Annotated in this window: 15 protein-coding genes; 8 read left to right on the forward strand and 7 right to left on the reverse strand. The window is 63.6% G+C overall.

What is annotated here, in order from left to right; all coding sequences use genetic code 11:
* The first annotated feature begins 88 nt into the window (after positions 1-88).
* From SMA01S_RS06000 to SMA01S_RS06020, 5 genes are all read left to right on the forward strand, one after another.
* Entirely contained in the window at positions 89-2,344 is a 2,256-nt protein-coding gene (locus tag SMA01S_RS06000) for a beta-glucosidase (RefSeq protein ID WP_066819314.1), read from the forward strand.
* Between the two features lie 144 nt (positions 2,345-2,488).
* Positions 2,489-5,692 (forward strand): TonB-dependent receptor, encoded by a 3,204-nt coding sequence (locus tag SMA01S_RS06005; RefSeq protein ID WP_066819316.1) that lies wholly within the window; start codon positions 2,489-2,491, stop codon positions 5,690-5,692.
* Positions 5,693-5,760: 68 nt separating this feature from the next.
* Complete coding sequence (locus tag SMA01S_RS06010) at positions 5,761-6,474, forward strand: SapC family protein (protein WP_066819319.1); 714 nt, start codon at positions 5,761-5,763, stop codon at positions 6,472-6,474.
* Entirely contained in the window at positions 6,467-7,516 is a 1,050-nt protein-coding gene (locus SMA01S_RS06015; RefSeq protein WP_066819619.1) for a cupin-like domain-containing protein, read from the forward strand. Before SMA01S_RS06010 ends, SMA01S_RS06015 begins: the two co-directional genes overlap by 8 nt.
* Positions 7,513-9,021: a tryptophan halogenase family protein gene (locus SMA01S_RS06020; RefSeq protein ID WP_066819322.1), complete on the forward strand. Its 1,509-nt coding sequence runs from the start codon at positions 7,513-7,515 to the stop codon at positions 9,019-9,021. The genes SMA01S_RS06015 and SMA01S_RS06020 overlap by 4 nt, the downstream gene beginning before the upstream one ends.
* A 507-nt stretch (positions 9,022-9,528) precedes the next feature.
* Here SMA01S_RS06020 and SMA01S_RS06025 read toward each other — a convergent pair.
* On the reverse strand, positions 9,529-11,523 hold the full coding sequence (locus SMA01S_RS06025) for a glycoside hydrolase family 5 protein (protein WP_066819327.1): 1,995 nt from the start codon (positions 11,521-11,523) through the stop codon (positions 9,529-9,531).
* 181 nt (positions 11,524-11,704) lie between these two features.
* Here SMA01S_RS06025 and SMA01S_RS06030 point away from each other — a divergent pair, with 181 nt between their 5' ends.
* Both SMA01S_RS06030 and SMA01S_RS06035 read left to right on the forward strand, forming a co-directional pair.
* Positions 11,705-12,502 carry an FCD domain-containing protein gene (locus tag SMA01S_RS06030; RefSeq protein WP_169804198.1) on the forward strand — a complete coding sequence of 266 codons (798 nt, stop codon included), beginning with the start codon at positions 11,705-11,707 and terminating at the stop codon, positions 12,500-12,502.
* A 94-nt stretch (positions 12,503-12,596) separates the two neighbouring features.
* Positions 12,597-13,094: a hypothetical protein gene (locus tag SMA01S_RS06035; protein ID WP_066819331.1), complete on the forward strand. Its 498-nt coding sequence runs from the start codon at positions 12,597-12,599 to the stop codon at positions 13,092-13,094.
* On the opposite strand, the gene SMA01S_RS06040 is transcribed toward SMA01S_RS06035, so the two are convergent.
* The 4 genes from SMA01S_RS06040 to SMA01S_RS06055 form a co-directional block, all read right to left on the reverse strand.
* The gene (locus SMA01S_RS06040; RefSeq protein ID WP_066819337.1) at positions 13,075-13,932 is read right to left on the reverse strand and encodes a phytanoyl-CoA dioxygenase family protein; all 858 of its coding nucleotides are present in this window, start codon (positions 13,930-13,932) and stop codon (positions 13,075-13,077) included. The genes SMA01S_RS06035 and SMA01S_RS06040 overlap by 20 nt on opposite strands.
* Entirely contained in the window at positions 13,929-14,744 is an 816-nt protein-coding gene (locus SMA01S_RS06045) for a phytanoyl-CoA dioxygenase family protein (RefSeq protein WP_066819340.1), read from the reverse strand. Before SMA01S_RS06045 ends, SMA01S_RS06040 begins: the two co-directional genes overlap by 4 nt.
* 13 nt (positions 14,745-14,757) lie before the next feature.
* On the reverse strand, positions 14,758-15,558 hold the full coding sequence (locus SMA01S_RS06050) for a phytanoyl-CoA dioxygenase family protein (protein ID WP_169804199.1): 801 nt from the start codon (positions 15,556-15,558) through the stop codon (positions 14,758-14,760).
* Positions 15,559-15,811: 253 nt separating this feature from the next.
* Positions 15,812-16,771: an alpha/beta hydrolase gene (locus SMA01S_RS06055; protein WP_066819346.1), complete on the reverse strand. Its 960-nt coding sequence runs from the start codon at positions 16,769-16,771 to the stop codon at positions 15,812-15,814.
* A 183-nt stretch (positions 16,772-16,954) separates the two neighbouring features.
* Between SMA01S_RS06055 and SMA01S_RS06060 the strand changes: the two genes are divergently transcribed.
* Complete coding sequence (locus SMA01S_RS06060) at positions 16,955-17,770, forward strand: phytanoyl-CoA dioxygenase family protein (protein ID WP_066819349.1); 816 nt, start codon at positions 16,955-16,957, stop codon at positions 17,768-17,770.
* Positions 17,771-17,865: 95 nt separating this feature from the next.
* Here the strand turns inward: SMA01S_RS06060 and SMA01S_RS06065 are convergent, their stop codons facing one another.
* Both SMA01S_RS06065 and SMA01S_RS06070 read right to left on the reverse strand, forming a co-directional pair.
* Entirely contained in the window at positions 17,866-19,239 is a 1,374-nt protein-coding gene (locus tag SMA01S_RS06065) for an MFS transporter (protein WP_066819351.1), read from the reverse strand.
* Between the two features lie 68 nt (positions 19,240-19,307).
* Complete coding sequence (locus tag SMA01S_RS06070) at positions 19,308-20,117, reverse strand: GntR family transcriptional regulator (RefSeq protein ID WP_169804200.1); 810 nt, start codon at positions 20,115-20,117, stop codon at positions 19,308-19,310.
* Between the last annotated feature and the right edge of the window lie 100 nt (positions 20,118-20,217).

Raw genomic sequence — 20,217 nt, forward strand, 5'->3', positions numbered from 1 at the left:
CCCCCCGCCGTGCCTTGCGTCGGCGGGCTCGCGGCCGCCGCAAGCTGTGGCGGCCGCTTTTTTTGTCATTTCGATTGAGGAACCCGCGATGAAGTCTCGTCTGTTCGGCGCCTTGATCTGTATCGGTACGGTTGGCCTGCCGGCCGCGCTCGCCGCGCGCGAAGCCGAGCAGAAGCCCGTCGCCCCGGCGACGAATCGCGCCGGAGAACCGTGGCGCGACAAGAGCTTGTCGGCGGCGGCGCGGGCCGCGGCGTTGGTCAAGGCGATGACGCTTCAGGAGAAGCTGACCTACATCCACGGACTGTTCCCCAACAAGATCGATCCCCGCCCGGCCGACATGGTGCCCTCGGCCGGCTATGTGCCCGGGGTGCCGCGGCTCGGCATCCCGACCTTGCGCGAAAGCGATGCCAGTCTTGGTGTCGCCAACCAGATGAACCTGCGCACCGACGACGTCGCCACGGCACTGCCATCGGGGCTCGCGACCGCGGCGACGTTCGATCCCAAGCTTGCTTATGCCGGCGGCGCGATGGCCGGGGCGGAGGCCCGAGCCAAGACCTTCAACGTCCTGCTTGCCGGCGGCGTCAACCTGACGCGCGATGCCTGGAACGGGCGCAATTTCGAGTATCTGGGGGAAGACCCGCTGCTCGCCGGGACGCTTGCCGCGGCCGCGGTGCGTGGGGTCGAGTCGAACCATATTGTCTCGACCGTCAAGCATTTCGCACTCAACGCGCAGGAAACCGGCCGGACCATCCTCAACGCGCGGATCGACGAAGCCGCGTTGCGCGAGAGCGACCTCTTGGCGTTCGAGATCGCGGTGAAGGACGGCCGGCCCGGCTCGGTCATGTGCGCCTATAACAAGCTCAACGGCGACTGGGCGTGCGAGAACCGGTTCCTGTTGACCAAGGTATTGCGCGACGACTGGAAATATCCCGGCTGGGTGATGTCCGACTGGGGCGGGGTCCATTCGACGGTCAAGGCGGCGATGGCGGGTCTCGATCAGGAATCGGGCCAGGAACTCGACAAGGAAATCTATTTCGGCGCGCCGTTCGCCGCGGCGGTCGCGAACGGCACGATCCCGGTGGCGCGCCTGGACGAGATGGTTCGCCGCATCCTCACCGGGGTGATCGCCAGCGGCCTTTATGACGATCCGTCGCCAGCGGCGGTGCAGCCGATCGACTATCCGGCCCATGCGGACATCGCGCAGCGCGTGGCCGAGGCGTCGGTGGTCCTGCTCAAGAACCAGGGCAACGTTCTGCCGCTGGCCAAGCGTGCGCGGAAGATCGTGGTGATCGGCGGCCATGCCGATGTCGGCGTGCTGTCGGGCGGCGGGTCCAGCCAGGTGCGTTCGGTAGGCGGCGTGCCGATCGAGATCCCGCTGACATCGGGCGCGGCGGCGTCGTTCGTCCGCGTGACCTACCACAATTCCTCGCCGCTCAAGGCGATCCAGGCGATCGCTCCGGGTGCGCAAGTCTTCTATGTCGACGGCAAGGACCCGGCGGCCGCGGCAGCGGCGGCGCGCGATGCCGACATCGCGATCGTCTTCGCCACGCAATGGGCGACCGAAGCCGAGGATAATCGCGATATCGCGCTGCCCGACAATCAGGATGCGCTGATCGACGCGGTGGCCGCGGCGCAGTCGAAGACCGTGGTGGTGCTCGAGACCGGTGGTCCGGTGCTGATGCCGTGGATCGACCGCGTGCCTGCGGTGGTCGAGGCCTGGTATCCCGGCCAGCGCGGCGGCGAAGCGATCGCGCGCGTCCTGTTCGGCGATGTCGATGCGACCGGGCGGTTGCCGATGACGTTCCCGCGCGCATCCGCGCAGCTACCGCGCCCCGGACCTATCGGCCTGGAAAGCCTGAAGAACGACGCCGCGAGCAATGCCGGTTCGGGGACCGCCGAGCCGGTCGCATCGTTCGATGTCGATTATAAGGAAGGCGCCAATGTCGGTTACCGCTGGTATGCGGCGCAGAACAGCCAGCCGCTCTTCGCGTTCGGCTACGGGCTCAATTATGCCAGGCTGAGCTATGGCAAGGCCCGCTTCATCGGTGGGGCCAAGCCCAGCGCGACCGTTGCGATCACCAATCAAAGCGACCGGGCGACTGTTGCCGTGCCCCAGCTCTACGTCACGCTGCCGGACGGCAGTCCGTTGCGACTCGCCGGGTGGAGCCGCGAAGCGCTGGCGCCGCACGAGACGCGCACGGTGACGATCACGGCCGATCCGCGCGTGCTGGCGCGCTGGCAAGCCGGCCGGTGGCGGCAGGCTGCCGGCCGCTACAAACTGACCTTGGCGACCGATGCCGTGCACCCGTTGCAATCGGCCAGTGTTGCCTTGGCGCAACGCTAAATCGAACGATCCGAAAAGGACTTTGTCCGATATTGACATCGATGTCGGACTCGATACGAAGACACTCGAGGCGAGACCACATCGCTTAACATCATAGTCGTGTCGGCATGGGAAGATGCCGGCCAGATAGGGAGGATCCGGGGCATGAGAACATTGAGAATTTCTGCGTCTGCGCTGGCACTTGCGGTCGGGCTTGCAGCGCCGGGCGTGGCCGCCGCTCAGGCTCAACCGCAAACGGCCGCACCCGATGCGGCGCCGCCGGCCTCGCCGGCCGATGATCAGGCCGCATCGAGCGGTGACATCGTGGTCACCGGCGTTCGCGCGTCACTCGAACGATCGATTGCGATCAAGCGCAATTCCAACGGTATCGTCGACGCGATTTCGGCCGAGGATATCGGCAAATTCCCCAACACCAACCTGGCGGAATCGCTCCAGCGCATCACCGGCGTGTCGATCGACCGCGTCAACGGCGAGGGTTCGACCGTCACCGTCCGCGGTTTCGGCGCACAATATAACCTCGTCACGTTGAACGGGCGCCAGCTCGCCACGTCGAACATCCTCGCCGTGGGCGGGGATCAGGGCGGCGACGGCGCGGCCGGAAACGGCCGGTCGTTCGACTTCGCAAATCTCGCCGCGGAAGGGGTCAAGACGCTCGAAGTCTACAAGACCGGCCGCGCCGCGGTGCCGTCCGGCGGCATCGGCGCCGCGATCAACATCGTCACCCGGCGCCCGCTCGATGCGAGGGAGGGTGGGTTCACCGGCACGATCGGCGCGAAGGCCGGTTACGACACCAGCGCCGACGACTGCATCAGCTGCGGCAGCCACGTGACACCGGAAGTTTCCGGCCTCCTGAGCTGGAGCGACAAAGATCAGAAAGTCGGCGTCTCGCTGTTCGGCAGCTATCAGAAGCGCAACTTCAGCGTTCCCAGTGTGGCGAACGACGACTGGAACATCCGCACCTTGTCGGATTTCCTCAATCCGGCCAACGGCTTCGTCAATGCCGCGACCAAGCTCAATAACGTGCCGGGCAATTCGAACGTCCTGGTCTCGGTCCCCAATGACAGTCGCTACCATTTCTCGGAATCGAGCCGCGAACGCCTTAACGGCCAGGCGATGCTGCAATTCCGGCCGACCGACGGGCTGACCATCACCGCCGACGGCCTGTATGCGCAGCTTCGTCAATCGGAGCGCCGCTCGACCCAGTCCAACTGGTTCAACCGCCCGTTCGACGAAGTGACGTTCGACGATGCATCCAACGGCATCGCCACGACTTCCTATCTCCACGAAACGATCAACGGCGTGAAGGACGAGGCATTCGAGCAAGCCTATCGCGCGGAGAAGAATCGCCTGTGGGATGTTGGCCTGAATATCGACTGGCAAGCCACCGATCGCCTGAAGTTCGTGCTCGACGGGCATATCGGCAAGGCCGAAAGCCTGCCGGACAATCCCAATGGCCAGACCTCGACCACGGTCGCGTTCAACCTGCCGGTCGTAACCTCGCACTCGCTCACAACCACCCCGGGCGGTTTCCCGCAGCAGACGCTGACTTTCAACGACTGTGCGCCGAGCGTCACCCCGACGGGCACGCCTTTCACCAAGGGCAATTGCAACAACACGCTCGATGCCGGCGATCTCTCTGGTGCCATCCAGCGCCAGTTCGCCTCGACCCAGACGCAGCGCATCAAGGAATTGCGCCTCGACGGCACCTGGGATCTGGGCGGCGGCAGCAAGTTCGATTTCGGCGGCGGCTATCGCACTACCAACACGCTGCAGACGCAGGTAAATACTCGCCAGGTCCTCGGCGACTGGGGCAATTCACTGCCGCCCGAGATCAATGCAGTGGCGCCCGGGCAGGTGTTTCAGTTCTGCACGGCGTGCCAATTCACGCACAATAACCCCAACGCCGACGCCAATACTTTGGTCGCCTGGCGCACGGAGGATGCGACCAAGCTCTACAACACGCTGTACCAACATTATATCGGCATCACGAACGACGGCGTGGGCCACCAGAACAACTTGGACGCCAATAACTACAATCGCGTCAAGGAGAGCATCTGGTCGGTCTATGGTCAGGTCACCTGGAACGGCAATATCGGCAACATGCCGGCGCAGCTCGTCGCCGGCGCCCGGTTCGAAAGCACCAAGGTCACCGCGAACTCGCTGCAACCGGTCCCGCTTGCGATCGTCTGGCAAGCGGACAACGATTTCACCGTTCTCAACTCGACCGATCGTCAGGCTCTGAACTCCAAGGGTAGCTATAACAATCTGCTGCCGTCGATGGACTTTTCGATCGATCTCACGAGCAAGCTGAAGGGCCGCTTCTCTTATTCGAAGACGATCGCGCGCGCGCCCTACAGCAACCTATTCGCTTCGGCGTCGGTGCAGAACGCCCCGCCGCGCCCCACAGCTATTGGCGGTGTCGCGACCGGTTTTGCCAACAACACCGATCTCAATCCGCTGGACTCGGATAACTTCGACGTGTCGCTGGAATGGTATCCGAATAAGGACACCTATTTCTCGGTCGGCTTCTTCGACAAGCGCGTCCACAATTTCATCGGCAACACCCTGGTCAACCGTAGCCTGTTCGGCCTGCGCGACCCAACCTCGGGCGCTCCCGGCACGCGCTCGGGTACCGCCAAGGATCAGCTGACGAACGTGTTCCACGCCGACATTACGGACGTGAACCTGTTCACCTATACCGCTGTTCTGCAGCAGAATAATGGCAACGTGGCGGCGGCCAATGCGGTGTTCGCATCGCATTATAACGCCGTCTCCCGGTCGCTCGATCAGGGCTTTGTCGACTCGACGCTGGCGGCAGTCGACATTCTCGCCGATGCCAATGATCCGCTGTTCAACTTCGCGGTCAATACGCCGATCAACAACAAGGACGCGGAGATTTACGGCGTCGAACTCGCCGGCCAATATTTCCTTGGCCGGACCGGTTTGGGCATCGCCGCCAGCTACACCCTGGTGCGCGGCAATGTCGGCATCGACGTGGCGGCCGACCCCAGTGTCGACCAGTTCGCGCTGGTCGGCCTGTCGGACACCGCCAACGTTACGTTGATCTATGAGAAATACGGGATCTCGGCCCGCCTGGCCTATAACTGGCGCGCCAAGTTCCTGAGTCAGCTCAACCGCGACACCTATCACAACCCCGTCTACACCGCGCCTTATGGCCAGCTCGACCTCAGCGTCAGCTACGACATCACGAAGAATATCGCGGTCAGCTTCGAAGGCATCAACCTCACCGAGGAAGGTGTCCGGACTTATGGTCGCGATCCCAGCAACACCTGGTATCTGGCCGAAGGGTCGGCCCGCTATCAGATCGGTGCGCGCTTCAAGTTCTGAACCGCATTACATGCTGAAAATGGGGAAGGCCGCTGCACAAGCGGCCTTCTTCGTCTAAGAATAGTAAGATGGCGAACCCTGTCCTTCTCAACAATGTCGACCATGCCGACCTGCGGGTCGTGCTCGACCGCGGCGCCGCTTATGGCGATGCCGTCAACCAGACGATGGTGTTCGCCACCGAGTTCGAGGAATTGCAGCGCGAGTACGCGATCCTGTTCCGGCGCGACCCCGCCGGCGCCTATCGCGCGACCGTCCTGCTCGGGTTCGATGCCGAGGAGAATCTCTATCTCGACGGTGCGCGCTGGGACGCGCGCTATATCCCCGCGCTGATGAGCCGCGGTCCGTTCTCGATCGGGGTGCCGCCGGAAGGCACTCCCGGCGAACCGATGATCCATATCGACCCGTCGCATCCTCGCATACGCCATGGCGGCGAGGGGGCCGCGATCTTTCTCGGCCATGGCGGCAACGCGCCGCTGCTCGACCAGGTCTCGGCCGCCCTTCAGCGCGTCTATGTCGGATCGCAGGTCGCCCCGGCCATGTTCGCCGCCTTCGACGACCATGGGCTGATCCAGCCGGTCGAGCTGCGGATAGAGACCGACGACGGCCGTCGTTTCACGGTGCCTGACGGCTATACGATCGCGCAGGACCGGCTCGCCGCGCTCGACGGCGCGGCGCTCGCGGCGCTGCATCGCGACGACTTCCTGCGGCCGGCAATCTGGGCGGCATCCTCGCTCGGCAACATCAATGCTCTGGTGGAGCGCAAGCGGCGCCGCGATGGCTGATGCGGCGCCTGCCCGGATCGCCGTGACCCGGCGAACCCGCGAGTTGGACGGAAATATTGCCGCCCCGGACCTCGCTGCCATTATTGCCGAAGGGGTGCCGACCATCCTCAAGGGTGCCGCGCGCGACTGGCCGCTGGTCCAGGCCGGGTTGGGCTCGCCGGAACGCGCCGTTGACTATCTGCTGCGGTTCCACAGCGGCCAGCCAGTGGTCGGCTATACCGCCGATCCGGCAGCCGGCGGCCGCTTCCACTATACCGAAGACGCGACCGCCATGAACTTTCGCGGCGAACGCATCGCCTTCGATGCCTTCGTCGCGCGCATCCTCGACCATCGCGGCAAGTCCGGCGCGCCTGCTTTCTATATCGGCTCGACCGATCTCGACACCTTCTTCCCGGGCTTTCGCGCGGAGAACGAATTGACGCCGGCGGGCGACCTGTTCGCGAAGCACCCACCTCTGGCCAGCATCTGGCTTGGCAATCGCACGATCGCGGCGGCGCATTTCGACATGTCGAACAATGCGGCGTGCTGCGCGGTCGGCCATCGCCGCTTCACCTTGTTCCCGCCCGATCAGGTCGCCAACCTCTATCCCGGTCCACTGGCGCCGACGCCGGGCGGGCAAGTGGTGACGATGGTCGATTTCGCGGCGCCCGATCTCGACCTTTATCCCGATTTCCCAAAAGCGGCGGCGGCCGGCGAGATCGCCGAGCTCGAGCCCGGCGACGTCCTCGTTTATCCGGCCTTGTGGTGGCACCAGGTCGAGGCGCTCGACGACTTCAACGTGCTGGTCAATTACTGGTGGAACGCGGCGCCCGATTTCCTCGACACGCCGATGACGACCTTGCTCCACGCCATGCTCTCGCTACGCGATCGCCCGGCGCACGAGAAAGCTGCGTGGCGTGCGATGTTCGACTATTACATCTTCGGTCCGCCGGAACGCCCGGCGGCCCATTTGCCCGCGCCCGCCCTCGGGCCGCTGGCGCCTCTCGACCCCATGGCGGCGCGGCAGTTGCGCGCCTTGATCCAAAGGCAGCTCAATCGATGACTGAAGCAACTCCCGATCGGATCCGGCGCGTCGTGGTCGCCGGCGGCGGCACTGCCGGCTGGATCGCCGCCACCACGCTCGCCAAGCATCTCAGCCCGATGATCGAGGTGGTGCTGGTCGAATCCGACGAGATCGGCACGGTCGGGGTCGGTGAATCGACCATCCCCACCATCCGCAGCTTCCATTCGTTCATCGGCATCGATGAGGACGCATTCGTCCGCGCGACCAATGCCAGCTTCAAGCTCGGCATCGGCTTCGAGGATTGGGACCGGCCGGGCGACCGCTATTTCCACTCTTTCGGCTCGGTCGGGCGATCGGTGTTCGTCGCCGATTTCCAGCATTTCTGGCTGGAGGCGCGGCATCGCGGGTTCGGTCGCCCCTATGGCGATTACTCGTTCGAGCTGCGCGCGGCGGCGGAAAACCGCTTTTCCGCCGATCCCGAGTTGGGGCTGGCTTATGCCTATCATCTCGACGCGACCGCTTATGCACGGTTCCTGCGGGGCATTGCCGAAGCCGACGGCGTGCGGCGCGTCGAGGGCCGGATCGCGGAAGTGTCGCAGGACGCGGAAAGCGGCGACATCCGTTCGCTGATCCTGGCGTCGGGCGAGCGGATCGATGGCGATTTCTTCATCGACTGCACCGGCTTTCGCGCGCTCCTGATCGAGCAGACGCTGAAGGCCGGGTTCGACGATTGGAGCCACTGGCTCGCGACCGACAGCGCGTTCGCGGTCCAGACCGAAAGTGCCGGCGAGCCCGTGCCCTATACCCGCGCCATCGCGCACGACGCCGGCTGGCGCTGGCGGATTCCGCTGCAGCACCGGGTCGGCAACGGCTTCGTCTTCTCCAGCGAATATATGGACAACGACACGGCGCGCGAGACGCTGCTGGCCGCGCTCGACGGCGAGCCGTTGTTCGAGCCGCGCCTGCTGCGCTTCACCGCGGGCATGCGCCGCCGGGCATGGCATCGCAACTGCCTGGCGCTCGGCCTTGCCGGCGGGTTCATCGAGCCGCTCGAATCGACCAGCATCCATCTGGTGATGATCGCGATCACGCGCTTCATCCAGTCCTTCCCGTTCACGCGCGACTATGACGCGCTGGCCGAGCGCTTCAACACGCGGTCAGCGGCCGAATGGACCGATGTGCGCGACTTCGTGATCCTGCATTATGCGCTCAACCATCGCGACGAACCGTTCTGGCGGCGCATGGCCGAGATGACGCTGCCCGATACGCTGGCGGCCCGTCTCGAACTGTTTCGCGAACAGGCGATGGCGTATCAGGACCAGGACGAGATTTTCCGCGTCGATTCCTGGTGCCAGGTGATGATGGGGCAGGGCGTGATGCCTGGCGGCTGGCACTTGCTGCCGAGCCAACTGCCCGACGCCAATCTTCGCCAGGCGCTGGACGGGCTCGATGCGGGGATCAAGGCCCGGCTGCCGCAGCTCCCGACCCTGGCTCAGTTCCTGACGCGTTACGCCGACCCGGTCCCGGCGGCAGCCGCTCACTGACGGATCGACATTCGGTTGGCCGGCGGCTGGCTCAACCCTAGGCGGCTAGCGTCGAAAAACGCTGGTTTGGCGGGGGGCTCTCATGCAGGAAAATGGTGGCCTACAGGACTCACACCAGCTCTTGAGACCCGCAGAAATCCTCGGGTTTTGGCACCCCCCAGATTTCGTGGTCCCTCCGTGGTCCCACCCCAAAAATCGTTCCCACGATCGGACTCGAACCCTCGCCAAGGGACATTTCCTGACGTGATTCGACCTGTTTTGAGACCGACCTTATGCGATCACCGTTCCGCGAGCGCCTCCTGAATGGGGCTCGTTGAATGTTCGTCGATCGATAAGTTGGCGTTTCAGGCTGGAGCGATTTCACCCCTCGAAATCTGGGCATCGCTGCGGGGTAGGATCGTAGCCTGTCAGTCACGATGACGTAGACTTGGCCGGGCCGGCTATCACGCTACGCTGTGGCTGCCACGTTGATCTGACAATGCCGTTTTACCTTGGCGATCCGGCGCGTCATTGCCGCTTTATGGTGATCGTGATTCGTTCGGCTTTTTCGATCCGAACTGACGCAAGCTGCTCCGCGAAGACAAGGTGGCCCCCGGCGACGTCGAAGGTGCAGCCGTTGGGATATTGGGTTCGCGGCACGTAGATTTCAGTAGGCGCCGCGATCGTTGGATCAGCGTCGAAGGTCAGCGCGAAATCGCCGCTCGCCCGGTCGAAATGCATGTTTTGGATTCGTCCCTGAACGTGCCTGGCGAACGGCCGGCAAAATCCCCTGACCCCACGACCGCCGGAATTGGAATCGCCCGATACCAGTTGGTCCCGTGAAAAGATCGACAGATCCTCCTGGTTCCAATTGTCCCCGACCCTGAGGTCGTTGCGGTTCGAAGCGGTGTAATTCCATTGCGTGGAACTGAGTTGCAGCGCGTCGAGCGCATCGTACATCAGCCCGAGCAGGAGATCGTGCTTCGTCCAGACAGAGGGATCGCGCTCGCCGCGATCCCAGGCGGCATAGGCCTCGCCTTCGTCGAGATCATAGGGGATGCCGAACTCGCCGATCAGCGTTGGGGCGCCATCGGGGCCGAAAGAATTGGCGCCGGCTGCCGCCTTGTAGCCGATCTGCGCTATATAGCGCTGCCGCACCTGATCCTCGCTGGTTGCCAGATCGCCGGTCAGGAAATCGTAGGAATTGTTCGGATCGAATGTCTTTAGATAGAGCGTCGACGCGTCGTACCAATGGCTGGCATTGACCGAGCGTTCGGGCATGACTGCGGGAAAGGGGCGCCCTGATGCCGCGCCGAACGCGTCGAGCTCGGCGAACACTGACCAGTCGGGATTGTGCCGCCGCGTGGTTTCCGCGACCGCGCGGAACAGCGGGCCGAAGCCATCTTCAGAGATGGTGATGCGGCGGCCACCTCGCGTACGGAAGAATTCCTCGTCGAGCGGGACCGCCTTGCCGTCCTCGACGCGATAGGCGCCTGCGGCGGCGAACGGGCAACTTACGCCGTCGCGCCAGATCGATACGCCGTCGGGATTGATGATCCGGCTGCCGACGGGTTCGGCATGGCCGGTGTCGAGATTGCGCCTGAGCACCGGCACCTCGACCGACAGGCCGCTCGCTGCAGCCAGCCCGTCGAGCGCCGACGCCGCCACACCGGGTCGTGGGCGCGATCGGTTCTCCTCGCTCGGGGCCAAGTGGCGATAGCTGAGCCCGTCGCCGACCCAACCTGTGCCTGGCTCGTTGAGCGTGTCGAAGCCGAGCACGTGCGGCATGTCGGCGATGCGCTCGGCAATCGCGTCCATCGAGCCGAGATAATGGCGCTGCAGATAATGCTGGATGTTCTCGCCGTCGACGCGATGGTCGGGGGTGAAGAGAGCGCCGCACCAGAACAGGCTCCACATGATTGCATTGCCCGACAGGCGATAGTTCGATCCCCAGCTCATCTGCGGATATTGCGGCTGGCGGCGGACGTCGCTGCCATAGTCATAGACCTGCTGCATCACGTGCGCAGCGCCCGCCGCGTGGAATTTGGTGAAGTCGAGCCCGGCCGCCTCGAACGTCCAGCCCGGCGCGCCGTCGCCGCCGGTCATCCGTGACCAGACGTCCTGATGGAAATCGACGAACAGATAGAGGCCGTGCTTGCCCGCGCGCGCGCAGACTTCGGTAAAATAATCGAGATAGTCCTGGTCGTGCTGGCCCGGTCCGGCATGCTCGACCGCTTCCCAGGTGGTGAGCAGGCGCAGGCAGTTGAAACCCCAATGCGCCAGCCGTGACAGATGCTCGTCGGCTTCGGCGATCGGGAACGGGCGTCCGACGAATGAGACGGTGCGATGATCGGAAAAATCGCTCGGATATTGGGTGCCGCCATTGGGGTAGGGCACCTTGCAGTCGCCACCCAGATTGACCCCGCGCAAGATGACATGGCGGCCATGGCGGTCGACGAACCGGTCCCCGTCGATCGAGAGGGTGGGGGAAAGAGCAGGTCGCGTCGCGACATCGATGGTCATGGTCTCTGAGCCTTGCCGGATGAGATGGACTGGCCAGAAATTTATCGAAAACGTAGAAAAAAATCAATTATGATTTAAAAAAGCACAGGGAGATGCGGCGTCGTTTCCGGAGCGCCTTTCAATTTACCGGGCCCGCTGCTCTATGATGCCGGCTCTTCTCGCCCGCTCAGAAAGACCAGATGTGACAGCATTGGTTTCCGTCGCGACCTTCACCGATCCCCGCCTGACTGCTGGGATCGACGCCGATAAGAACCCGACTCAGGCGGTCGCGCACTGGATGCGCCGCGACATCGTACGCGGCGTGTTCGCGCCGCTCGAACGCCTCAAGGTCGAGCAGCTCACCCAATTTTACGGAGTCGGGCACAGTCCGGTGCGCGAAGCGATCCTTTTGGTCTCGGCACGCGGGCTGATCGAGCACGAACACAATAAGGGCTATCGCGTCGCCGGCATGTCGCTGGCCGATTATAACGACCTGATCGATATCTATCAGCGCACCTATCAGCTCGCGCTGCAAATGGCGGTCGAGCGCGGCGGCGAGGCGTGGGAAGAGCGCGTCGTACTCGCGCTGCACCGCTCGCTCAAGGTCAGCAAGGTGATGACCGACGGCGATCCGGAAGCGCGCGAATTGTGGCAGCAGGCCTATAAGAGCCTGCACGAGGAAATCCTGTCGGGCTGCGGGTCGCCGATCCTGATGGGAGTGGTCGGCAATCTCGGCGACCGCGCCGAGCGTTACGTCAACCTCCATGCCGATCTCGCCACCGACCGCGCGCGCGACAGCCATGCCGAGCACCGCGTGATCGTCGAGGCGATCGTGAGCGGCGACGCTGACCGGCTGCACGCGCTGCTCGACAGCTTCTTCGAAGGCGGCGAACCGATGCGCGCGACGATCCGCCGCAACCTCGCCGAACTCGACCAGCCGAAGCGCGGGCGCGGCAGCGTTCGGAGTGTGCGCGGACGGCGCCCCGCTACCGCCGCCTGACGCCTGCGCCGGCTTCGCGTCAGCCGGATAGCTGCCTCGCGGGCGCGGTAAATCCCGCCTTTTGGTGTTGGGGAGGTCGGGATAGCATCGTGCCATGCCCAGCACTGATGGAACTTACTGGACGACGGACGAGAAGCTTTTTCGGACGCTGCCGGGGAGCGATGAGGTCACCATATGGTTCGGCTTCATCCCTTCTTTTCATGATTGGGAGATCGAGAGGTTAGACGTCACGGCCGGCAAGGCGACGATCGTCTTTAAAGCTCGCCGAACGACGAGCGAGATAGACGCCAGAGGATTTTTCGTCTCCGACCGCCATGCGCATGTCTCCATTCACGTCGATGAAATCACCGGCATTTCGCTGGTTGGAGACGCCGGCTCGATCGTTCACGATCTCGGCATCAGGCGGGTCGCGGCGGAGCAAGGTGGATGGGCGACGGCGGCCGGTCCACAAATCGGGGACCTCGAATTGACCTGGGAGAGCAGCATTGGGCTCGAGGGTTCGTTCTATGCTCGCGAGATCCGCTTCTCGGTGCAGCCGGCTCAAGCGCGAGTGGCCGGTTTGGGCCGACTACCTACGCCATTCCCGGGATAATCCCGAGCGCAGCCGAGCGCTGGAACCTCTCATCGCTCGTATCCGGCCACGGCCCCGGCTCCGGAAATGCCCCGCCCGGCAGTGGCCAGGCGATCGGGGTCGCCGGCCCATCGATCGCCGCCCCAATCGGGATCCCGGTGCGGTCGACCGATGGATGCGCGCGCTCGCCGCCGCGCGTGCAACCGTCGGCGAAATAGATTGCGGTATAGGCACGACGCGTGATCCCGGATTGATTGGGCAGCGCCATGTGCATCGTGCGGCCGTGATGGAACAGCACGTCGCCCGGCCGCGCGGGGACGAACACCGCCTGGTCCTCGACCTGCGGGCCGTTGCTGTCGTCGCCCGCGAAGATGTCGACGAACTGCCGTGCGTCGTGGTGCGAGCCGGGGACATAGCCCATGCAGCCGGTCACGCGGTCGACCTCGACGAGCGGGATCCAGGCGGTGATCGTCGCGTCCTCGGTGATCGGCCAATAGGGATGGTCCTGGTGCGCCTGGGTCGATTTGCCGCCGACCTCTTTGTACAGCGCCTGGTCGTGCCACAGTCGCACCGCACCGGCGCCAATCAGTTCGGCCGCCATCCGACAGACATTTTCGTGAAAGGTGAGGGGGCGGATGCCGGGCGAATCCTCCCACATATATTGGCATTGCACGAACGACTGCTCGTAGCGCGATTTCTCCGTCAGGCTACGCGTGTCGCGGGCCTTGCGCCGCGCGACCGCGGCATCGACCTCGGTGGCGAGCGGCGCGAGCTCGGCCGGATCGATCAGCCCGCGCACCGCGACGAAGCCGTCGCTGCGATACGCCTCGATCAGCGCCGCGCCGTCGTCGCGCATCATTGTTCGGAGCCTTCGATCACGAACTGGCGCTCGGCATCGTCCTGCCGGATCGCTTCGCCATCGACCATCGTATGCGCGCCATCGGGGGCATATTGCAGGATGTACGCCTTGCGCACGGTGCCGTCGCGCAGGTTCGGCCCGGTGCGATGCGGGGACAGCGACGAGAACAGGATGATGTCGCCCTTCTTCGCCGGCACCGCCACCGCGTCCTTGGCTTCCTCGAGGCATTTGAGCCCGATCGGCGTGCGCCAATGGTGGAGCGTGCCACCCTTGTGGAGGCCCGGCACGATCCATGGACAGCCATTCTCCTCGTCGACGTCGAGCAACGGGATCCAGAAGGTCAGATATTGCTGCGGCTCGATGAAGGTGTAGCCGTTATCCTGGTGCCAGGGGAATTCCTGCTTCACCCCGGTCTTCTTGTAGACCGACTGGTCCCAATAGAGCCGCACCGTCCCGCCCATCAGATCGTGGCACAGATCGCGGATCACGGGATGCGCGGCGAACCGGCGCAGCACGTCCGAATGTTTGACGATGTGCGTCGTGAAGGTGATCGCGTCGGTGTTGGTCAGGCGGAGGTTGCCGCCGTGTTCCTTGACGTATTTCTCATAGGCCTGTTCGATCGGGTCGATCGCCGCCTCCACCGCATTCAATTCGGCGTCGCTGAACGCGTTCTTGATGACGATGAAGCCGTCGCGATCGAATGCCTTCACCTCGTCGCGCGTCAGCCGGCGCAGCGGCCGCGCCCCGGGCACGTCCTGCCAGCGGAAATCAAGGTTGAGCGGGTGCGGGCGAGGATAGGTCTGGGTCGACATGGTGATCCGTTCTTCAGGCTGGGATGTTGAAGGTGGCGCGCCGCGCGGGGATCCAGCGGTTGACGTGCGCGAGCGTTGCCGCCGCGACCGCGTCGACCGGCTTGGTGCCGGCTTCGGCATAATGATAGACCATCGCCGAGCGGCGATAGTCGGCGACGTTGTCGGTCGAGCGATGCATCAGATAGGAGTGGAAGAAGAGTACGTCTCCGGGCTCCATCGTCACCGGGATTTCCTGCGTCGTGTCTTCCGACACGATCTCCTGATAGCCCTGCAGGCTCTCGGGCCGGCGATCTGGGACGTGCTCGAAAACTTGCTGTCGCTTATGCGATCCTGGCAGCACCCACAGGCAGCCATTCTCCAGGGTCGCGCGGCTCAGCGCGACCCAGACGGTCACCTGCGGCTGCTTGTCGTAGCGGAAATAATAAGCGTCCTGGTGCCAGGGCTGGCCGACCACGCCGGGGTTCTTGAAGATGAACTGGCTCTGGAAGCAGTCGATGTCGTCGATCAGGATGCCCTGCAGCGGGTCGGTGAGCACCGTATCGACGGCGAGGTCGTGCGCGGCGCCGACGATGTGGCAATTGAACACCTTGGCGATGAAGTCCTCGGGGTTCCGCGCCACCGGGCTGGGCGCCTTTTCGGGATAGATCAGCAAATCGTCGGCGGTCGAATAGACGCGCTCGCCGCCATGCCCGGCCGGCGGGTCAGCCCGGATTGCCTCCACCGCTTCGCGCTCGATCTGCTCGGTGACTGCCGCCGAGAGCAGGCCACGTTCGATGAAGAAGCCACGCTCCTCCCAACTGTCGCGATCCGGCATATCCGCCTCCATATGATTCGATCTAATATAGCACATTTATGGGATTTTAAATCGAAAATAGATCAAATTTGCAAGAGACGAAAGGGCTAGCGACGCGGCGCGTCGGGGGCACCCGCACACAACCGAAGCCACCCCGGCGAAGGAGCGCCGGGGTGGGAAGTAAACTTGATGGATTACAGCTGGGTGATCGAGTGCTCGGCTAGGGGGTGCCTGGGCCGAGTTACCGTCGCGAGACCTCACCCCATCCCCATGGTCAGGGCACGTTGCTCAATATGCTCTGCCAGTTGGTGGTCTCGGTGTAGATTTCGCCGGTCGAGGCCTTGAACGCCTGCTGCCCGTCGGCCGCGCCCTGGAGCTGCCACATCAGCCAGGCGGTCGGATAGCCGAGATAGGCATCGACCCCGTTGTTGCACGACCCGACGCCCGATGGGCAGGTCGGATTGCCCTGGACGTCATTATGGTTGGTACCCTTGATGATCGCCTTGGCCTTGAGCAGCGCCGAGGGCGTGGCATTGTAGTAGGCCGTGTTCGAGTTGAGTTGGCTGCCGAACAATTGCGTGTCGGGAGAGATCAAGCCGTCGGCCGACCCGCTGACATAGAGGAACGAGCCGGAAGTCGCCCCGGTCAGCGTCGCCGTCTGCAGGCAGTTGGACGATGAACTGCACCACATCTGTGCGGGAAGATGGAGCGCGACCGCGGTGCGGATCATGCCGCCCGAATGGATCATCGCGTTCATTACCCCGGTCGCGCCTTGCGAATGGCCGACCGCGCCGATCTTGCTGACGTCGAGCTTGCCAAAGAAAACGCTGCTCGCGTCGGTGTTGCGCGCCTTGATGTAACTGGCGCTGTCGATCAGCGTCTGGCCGACGCCGGTGGTGCCGTCCTTAGTCGCGATCACGACGAAGCCCCACGACGCCAGGTGGCGGAGAAAATAAGCGTAAGTGCTGGCCGCGATTGGCGTGGTGCCGCTGCCGTTTCCCCACACAATGATCGGATGCAGGAAGCCGTTGGCGCCCAGATTGGCCGGGAAATAGATGTCGCACAGATTGCCGGCGGAATCGCAGGCGGTGGCCGTGACCGTGGTCGTCACGGTCCAGGGGCCGTTGGCATAGTATTTCTGCTCGATGGGCTTGGTGGGCAGATTGGTCCCTGCCTGCGTACTCACCGGAACAACCGCGACCAACGCCGCCAGCAACAAGGCTAACCGCTTCATTTTCCTCTCCCTTCGCCGTGCTTGGCATCGGCCGCTTTTTGCTCGGGACGATTTCGATGCCGTTTGAAAATTGCCGACTCTCTTTATAGAAAGTAGAATTAAATTCGATAAATTATCGAATCAAGAGATATTTTCACGCGACTGCCGGCGGCGCGTCCGAGGCTTTCTAAAAGGAGAAGAGCAATGGCGACCGACCCCACCACCGCGCCCCGGATCGATCCGCGCAGCGCTGGCTTCGAATGGCGCGACGTACCTGCCGACCGACCGCTGCGCCGTCTGGCACGCGATGAGGTGGAGGCGTTCGATCGCGATGGCTTCATCTTCGTGCGGGACGCGTTCACGCGCGCGGAACTGGCCGAGGTCGAAGCCGCGATCGATCCGATCGAACAGGCCTATGAACGCTATGTCAGCGAGCAGCAGAGCGGTAATTTCCGGCTAACCTCATCGGGCACGATCACTTTCACCGCGCATCTCGTCGCCCAGTCGGTGGTATTGCGCGCGTTCGCCGCGCATCCCGTGATCCGCGATCTTTGCCATGACTTGGCCGGCGGCCGCATGCGGCTCTATTGGGACCAGTCGGTCTACAAGAAAACGGGCAAGAAGCAGGAATTCCCCTGGCACCAGGACAATGGCTATACCTTCATCGAGCCGCAGCAATATCTGACCTTCTGGATCCCCCTGGTCGATGTCGATGAAGAGAATGGCTGCCCTTGGATCGCGCGTGGCCTGCACAAGCTGGGCACGCTCGAACATTGGCTCACGCCGATCGGGCTAAAGTGCCTCGAGGAGGCCGACGACGCGGTCGCCGCGCCTGCCGCCGCCGGAGACATCATCCTGTTCTCGTCATTGGCGCCGCATCGCACCGGACCCAACCTCAAGGACGGGACGGTGCGCAAGGCGTACATCCTGCAATATGCCCCCGACGGCGCGCGGACGTTCGGCCCCGACGGTACCGTGGTGTTCCAGAACGATCCCGCTCGCCAGTTCCTGATCGACTAAGCGATGGAGGGGGAGGACGGTGATCACTCACCGTCGTGCTCCTCCCCCTCCGGCAATCCCCGCGGGGGACTGCCGCTCCCCTGGCGGGGAACCGATCAGGCCTCGCCGGCGACCACGCGGCGTTGCGCCTCGAGCTCTTCGACGATCTCGTCGTGCCGCTTGCCGCGCAATGGATAGAAGAACATCGCAATGCCCGCGATGACGAGCCCCAAGGCGGGCAGCGCGGTCATCAGCACTTTCATCCGCGCCAGCGTTTCGGCCGATTGCGCGACATTGGCTTGATAGCCGATTACGCCAAGCAACCAGCCGAACAACCCCGCACCGAGACCCAAAGCGACTTTCAAGAAGAACTGGCCCAGCCCAAACACGAAGCTTTCGGTGCGCCGGCCCGATCGCCATTCGCCATATTCGACGGTATCCGGCAGGATCGACCAAAAGCCGAGCGCGAGACCCAGGCCGGTCACCTGCATCCACAGGAAGAATCCGATCGCCAACGCCGTCGTCCGCACGTCGGTGATGGCGAACCAGGTCAAGCCGGCCAGTCCCCAGACCACCGCGGCAAGGCAGGCGTTGCGCTTGCCGATCCAGCGCGTGACGAGCATCCAGATCGGCACGACGATCAACCCCGATGCAGCGCAGAGGCTCAGCGCGGTACGCGCTTGCGCCTCATCATGGAGGTAATATTTGAAATAATAGAGAATCGATTTGCCCAAGGCGGTCGAACACATTGCCCCGGCACAGATCGCGGCGAGCAATGTCCAGAGCGCGCGATTGCCCTTCAGCGCTTGCCAATATTCGCTCAGACTGTGCGGCACGACTTCATGCATGTCGCCTTCCGGCTCGCGAGTGGCCGCGAACACGATCGGGAAGATTATTGTCGCTACCGCCGCAAACAGGGCAGCCGCGAGCAGATAGCCGTGCGGCGAGTCGACAGTTCCGCCGAAATGCGCCGCGAGCGGTTGGGTCGTGATTGCGATGGTCAGCCCAGCCAGAGTCGCGAAGATGATCCGCCCGCCGGCGATCGATCCGCGCTCTCCCGAGTTGGGCGTGATGCGCGCGCTCATCGCGGTATAGGGGATCGACACAACGGTATAGGCGATGCGGAACAGTATGTGCGTGCCGAGCATCCAGGCGGCGAGCGCCGACCCCGCCAGGTCCGGCTTGAAATAGAGCAGGACGAACGCAATTCCGACGAACGGGCCGCCGAACAGCAGATAGGGACGGTAGCGCCCCCAGCGCGTCCGCGTACGATCGGCGATCGCACCCATCAGCGGGTCGATCGTCGCATCGAAGATCGAGGCGATCATGTAGATCAGCCCCGCCGACGCCGCGCTCAGTCCGACCGCGTCGGTGTAGAAGAACAGCAGATAGAGCGAGATGCTCTGCCAATAGAGATTGAACGCGAAATCGCCGATCGTGAAGCCGATCACGCGCGAGATGCCTAATTTTGTACGCGCCCGTCCGGCCATCCCATCCTCCCGATTTTTCGAAGAGGAATAAATGGAGAATCGCTAATTAGCTAGAGAATTTATCTATTTTAACGCGGATTTTTGCGAGGCCGTCCGCGCTTGCGCGGCGCACCCTCCATATCCGGCGCGGAGTCTGCGTGAGCGGACTTTTCGTAGCTGGACAGCGTATGGCTGATCGTCTGGTGGAACTGCACGCCCATCTCGAACATGTCGGCGACGAGCTCGTGCAGCCGCTCGGCATCGCGGTGCACCACCGCGTCGACGATTTCGCGATGCTTGCTGTGATGGTCGAGCACGCGATCGATCTCGAGATCGGCGAACAAATTGACATAGCGTTCGAGCCGCCCGCCAAGATCGGCCCAGATCCGCATCAGGATCGGCGAGCCGCAGCCCGACAGTAAGGTCCAGTGCAGCGTCGAATAAGCGAGCTGCCACATCTCGCGATGCTCGGGGTCGTCGAAATTCTTCTCGACCTTAAGCGAGCGGTGGAGCTGGAGCACCACTGCTTCTTCCCAGGCGTCGTCGCCGTGTTTGAGCGCGCTGTCGAGCATCAGCTGATAGATCTTGCGATAGGCGCGGATCAGATCGTCGTAATCGGCCAGCGAGACAGGCGCGACGCGATGTCCCTTCTGGTGCTCATGGATCACCAATCCACTGGTCGACAACAATAAAATCGCTTCGCGCACGGGGCTGTGTCCGACATCGTAGAAAGCTACGAGTTGCTCGATCTTGAGCCGTTCGAGCGGCGCGAAGACACCGCGGACAATGTCGCGGCCGAGCCAATATTGCACCGCCAGCGTCGGATTCCGCTTGGGATCGACCGGGGCGATAGCCGATGGCGCGGTGAAATTCTTTACGGATGGAATGTCGGTCGGCACGCCGTGACTATTAGACAAGCCTCGCGCCCGCGCAACCAGCACGCCTTCCAGCCGCGGCCGATCGTCGCGTGGGTGTTTCCGCGTCCCTTCGGCTTGACGG

The sequence above is a fragment of the Sphingomonas mali NBRC 15500 genome (genome assembly GCF_001598415.1).
Classification (GTDB): domain Bacteria; phylum Pseudomonadota; class Alphaproteobacteria; order Sphingomonadales; family Sphingomonadaceae; genus Sphingomonas; species Sphingomonas mali.

Bases quoted from the DNA above. Each gene is read 5' to 3' on its own strand.
- SMA01S_RS06000 (WP_066819314.1), top strand. From the start codon at position 89: ATGAAGTCTCGTCTGTTCGGCGCCTTGATCTGTATCGGTACGGTTGGC.
- SMA01S_RS06005 (WP_066819316.1), top strand. From the start codon at position 2,489: ATGAGAACATTGAGAATTTCTGCGTCTGCGCTGGCACTTGCGGTCGGG.
- SMA01S_RS06010 (WP_066819319.1), top strand. From the start codon at position 5,761: ATGGCGAACCCTGTCCTTCTCAACAATGTCGACCATGCCGACCTGCGG.
- SMA01S_RS06015 (WP_066819619.1), top strand. From the start codon at position 6,467: ATGGCTGATGCGGCGCCTGCCCGGATCGCCGTGACCCGGCGAACCCGC.
- SMA01S_RS06020 (WP_066819322.1), top strand. From the start codon at position 7,513: ATGACTGAAGCAACTCCCGATCGGATCCGGCGCGTCGTGGTCGCCGGC.
- SMA01S_RS06025 (WP_066819327.1), bottom strand. From the start codon at position 11,523: ATGACCATCGATGTCGCGACGCGACCTGCTCTTTCCCCCACCCTCTCG.
- SMA01S_RS06035 (WP_066819331.1), top strand. From the start codon at position 12,597: ATGCCCAGCACTGATGGAACTTACTGGACGACGGACGAGAAGCTTTTT.
- SMA01S_RS06040 (WP_066819337.1), bottom strand. From the start codon at position 13,932: ATGATGCGCGACGACGGCGCGGCGCTGATCGAGGCGTATCGCAGCGAC.
- SMA01S_RS06045 (WP_066819340.1), bottom strand. From the start codon at position 14,744: ATGTCGACCCAGACCTATCCTCGCCCGCACCCGCTCAACCTTGATTTC.
- SMA01S_RS06050 (WP_169804199.1), bottom strand. From the start codon at position 15,558: ATGCCGGATCGCGACAGTTGGGAGGAGCGTGGCTTCTTCATCGAACGT.
- SMA01S_RS06055 (WP_066819346.1), bottom strand. From the start codon at position 16,771: ATGAAGCGGTTAGCCTTGTTGCTGGCGGCGTTGGTCGCGGTTGTTCCG.
- SMA01S_RS06060 (WP_066819349.1), top strand. From the start codon at position 16,955: ATGGCGACCGACCCCACCACCGCGCCCCGGATCGATCCGCGCAGCGCT.
- SMA01S_RS06065 (WP_066819351.1), bottom strand. From the start codon at position 19,239: ATGGCCGGACGGGCGCGTACAAAATTAGGCATCTCGCGCGTGATCGGC.